Source organism: Mesorhizobium sp., from assembly GCF_004963255.1.
In the GTDB taxonomy this organism is placed as follows: domain Bacteria; phylum Pseudomonadota; class Alphaproteobacteria; order Rhizobiales; family Rhizobiaceae; genus Mesorhizobium.
In genome coordinates this window covers 1-3,271 of record NZ_SUGA01000079.1, presented here as the reverse complement: position 1 = coordinate 3,271, position 3,271 = coordinate 1, and the positions used below count along the sequence as shown (strand labels likewise).

The 3,271-nt window shown below is 63.1% G+C and carries 4 protein-coding genes; all 4 read right to left on the bottom strand.

Going from position 1 to position 3,271, the window contains the following annotated elements:
* Nucleotides 1-73: 73 nt before the first annotated feature.
* The 4 genes from E5X34_RS32420 to E5X34_RS32405 all read right to left on the bottom strand — a co-directional run bounded on the left by E5X34_RS32420 (nucleotide 74) and on the right by E5X34_RS32405 (nucleotide 2,932).
* Nucleotides 74-490, bottom strand: a complete 417-nt coding sequence (locus E5X34_RS32420; RefSeq protein ID WP_127864537.1) for a glyoxalase/bleomycin resistance/extradiol dioxygenase family protein — start codon at nucleotides 488-490, stop codon at nucleotides 74-76.
* A 147-nt stretch (nucleotides 491-637) separates the two neighbouring features.
* Nucleotides 638-820: a hypothetical protein gene (locus E5X34_RS32415; RefSeq protein WP_292573259.1), complete on the bottom strand. Its 183-nt coding sequence runs from the start codon at nucleotides 818-820 to the stop codon at nucleotides 638-640.
* Nucleotides 821-913: 93 nt separating this feature from the next.
* Nucleotides 914-1,303 carry a nuclear transport factor 2 family protein gene (locus E5X34_RS32410; protein WP_292573256.1) on the bottom strand — a complete coding sequence of 130 codons (390 nt, stop codon included), beginning with the start codon at nucleotides 1,301-1,303 and terminating at the stop codon, nucleotides 914-916.
* Nucleotides 1,304-1,405: 102 nt separating this feature from the next.
* Nucleotides 1,406-2,932, bottom strand: coding sequence for an ABC-F family ATP-binding cassette domain-containing protein (locus E5X34_RS32405; RefSeq protein WP_292573253.1), 1,527 nt, complete (start codon nucleotides 2,930-2,932; stop codon nucleotides 1,406-1,408).
* Between the last annotated feature and the right edge of the window lie 339 nt (nucleotides 2,933-3,271).

The window sequence follows — 3,271 nt, the reverse complement described above, 5'->3', positions numbered from 1 at the left end:
CCCTTCATTCCGGACCTACCGAATCACCAACTCAGTTCCGTGCAAAGCCCTCACAGGGGGAGAGGTGGACGGCTCATTTCACCGGCGCGTTCATCGCCCAGGCGACGCCGAACGGGTCCTTCACCTGGCCCCAGCGATCGCCCCAGAACATCACCTGCAGCGGGGTGACGACCTCGCAGCCGGCATCGACCGCACGCTTCCACCAGGCATCGATGTCGTCACTGCCGAGATGAAGCTGTAGCGTGTAGCCCTGCGCCGCCTGATGCGGATGGCCGTGTTCGGGATAGGCATCGCCCAGCATCAGCGTCGAGCCGTTGACGTAGAGATGGATGTGCATGGTGCGGCCCTTGTCGTCCGGCGGGTAGGCGAACACTTCCTCCGCGCCAAAAGCCTTCTTGTAGAATTCGGCGGCCTTGATGGCGCCGTCGACCTGCAGGTAGGGGGTCAGTCCGCCAAGGACCTTGGCGCGGGGCGGGGTCTGGTCGTTCATATTCGTGTTCCTTTTCACGGGTTTGACCTGGCTTGCGGCCCAAGGACGGACGAAGCGGCGGCGATCCTACATGCCTCCAGAAATTCCTCTTAAGCGCCTTGCCTTGCAGCCGCGCGGCCGCGGGACAATCGCATTGAAAGCATCGTTTTATATGACCTTCGCCGAGAAGGTGCTGGCGCGGCGGCTTTCGCGCGTTTCGAAAATCTCCGGAAAGCCGATGTCCTTGCGCAGCTCTGCGGGCAGCGAAAGCAGGATGCGCTCGCTGCGGTGACGGGCACGCGCCTGGGCATACCGGCTGGCGAGGCGGCCGATGGACGACAGTACCGACATGACAATTCTCCCTGGTTGATGCCGGCATCATCGTGTCGGCATCCCAAGGACGAGGCGGCAAGAGGCGATCCGACAGATCGCTCCAAATCTTTTTCAGAACACCGATGCCGCCAGCGCGGTGTCGTAATATTCCACCATCTCGATGATCTCGCCGTCGCGGACCGTCCAAAAATTGGCGGTGCGCATGATGAGCTCCTCGCCGGTGGTACGGCGCGTCATATGGATCTCGACCTGCGCGGCAACCTTGTCGCCGCCGTCGATGATCTCGACCGGGACGAAGTGGCGGTATTCGAAGTCATCGTCGAGCGCCAGGAGCCTGGAGAGGAATTCCTGTTTGCCGTGCGCGGTGCCGGCATGACGCGATTGCCGGGGATCGGCAATCCAGCGGAACACGACATCCTCGGCGCACTGCGCCAGGGCACCCTCGATGTCGCGATCCGCATAGGCTTTGTAGAGATTGCTGACGATTTCCACTGCACGCATGGCCCGTTCCCTCCATGGCTGAGCAATCCAAGATGCTCCTTTTTTAGCAGATGGAAAAGTATTGCCGGGCCGGCGGCGACTGCCCGGCGGGTGTATCATCTATCAGTTCGGCGTTTCGGCGACGGAGCGGAAGAACGCTTCCGGGTCGTCGACCTCGGTCAGCCGCCGCGTCTCGATCAGCCAGAAGCGGTTGCCGACGGCGCGGATGAAGGAGCGGTCGTGCGAGGCAAGCAGACAGCTTGCCTGATGCTTCAGCAACTCGTCCTCCAACGCTTCCTGGCCATCGATGTCGAGATGGTTGGTCGGCTCATCGAGCAGATAGAAATTGGGGTTGGTCAGCCGCAACACCAGCATCATCAGTCTCGACCGTTGCCCGCCCGACAGGGCGCCGATCTTTTTTTCCTGCATCTCGATGGCGACGCCGGCGCCGGCAAGGAGCGAACGCGCCCGCTGCTCGCCGATCTCGAAGCGGCGCGAGACCATCGCCAGCGGCGTGTCGTCGCCATTGATGCCCGACAGCGCCTGGTCGCTGTAGCCAAGCGCGGTCGACGGCGTCACCTTGATGTTCGCGATCGAGCCCGGTTCGGCGATGGCGTTGCGGATCATAGCGATGAAGCGCGTCTTGCCGACGCCGTTGCGGCCAAGCAGCACGATGCGATCGTCCTGGCAGATATGGCGCTTTCCGGTCCTGAACAGCACAGTGCCGTCAGGCGTTTCGACCGCCGCGTCCTCCAGCGTGACCAGCACCTTGGCGTGGGTGCCGCGGTTCGCCAGCCTGATCGCCCCGGCCGAGCGCTCGCGATGCGCGGCCACCGCCGCGTCCTCGAGTTTCTCGGCCCGTTCTTTCAACTGCTTGGTCTTCACCGTCAAAAGGTCGCTGCCTGAATTGATGCCGATGTTGTTCAGCTTGGCGGCCTGCTTGCGCAACTGCTGAGCGATCTTCATGTCGCGCTGGAACTTGCGCGCCGTCGAGGCGTCGAGTTCGTCGAGCGCATGCCTGGCGCGTGAATAGGGCAGAGCGAACACCGGTGAGTCTTCGGGACGCAGGAACAGCGTGCGGTTGGTGGTGGCGTCGAGGAAAGCGCGGTCATGGCTGGCGATGATCACAGGCACGTCGCGCGGCAGCGCGTTGAGCCAGTCCTCCAACTGGCTGATCCTGGCGAGGTCGAGATGGTTGGTCGGCTCGTCGAGCAGAAGCACGTCCGGATCGGCGACCCAGACGCGCGCGATCAGCGCCAGCCGCTGCCAGCCACCGCTCAGTGCGCGCATCGGACGGCCGCGCATGTCTTCCGGCACGTCGAGCGAATCCAGCACCACGTCGACGCGCCAGAGCTCGCTGTCGCGCTGCTCGGCCGGCAAGGCATCGGCGACGACGTCATGGAAGCTGCGATCGAGCAGCGTCTCGGGAACGGATTGCTCGACATGGCCGACGCGCAGGCCGCGCGAGCGGGTGATGTCGCCGGCGGTGGGATCGAGTTCGCCGGCCAGGCATTTGAGCAAGGTGGATTTGCCTCGGCCATTGGCCGCGACGATGCCGAGCCGGTCGCCCGCGCCGATCGTGAGATCGAGATTGGAGAAGAGCGGCGCACTCATGGTGACGCCGAGGGATTTGAGGCTGATCAAGGCCATTCGATTTCTCTGGTCTTGCCGGAAAGTCCGGCTGATGCACTTTGACGGTGCGCCGGCTGATCAACGGATCAGCTTAGCGGCACCACGAAGGGCAGACCAAAAATCGAAACGGGAAAAACCCGGACCGTCCGGTCAGCCCTGCAAGCAAGCTCGCAGGGCGCAAATCGGGCCACGCTGACGATGGTGATCGATAAACACGCAGCCCTCCTTTCCAGATGTTCGAGTTGGGAGATTGGGTACACCGGGGAAGGGGCGAATGGCAAGAGGGCGGTGGAGTGCTTCCGTTCTCCCACAAGGAGGGTTTTGCACGGGAGCCGATATTTAGCGCACGAGGCAGAT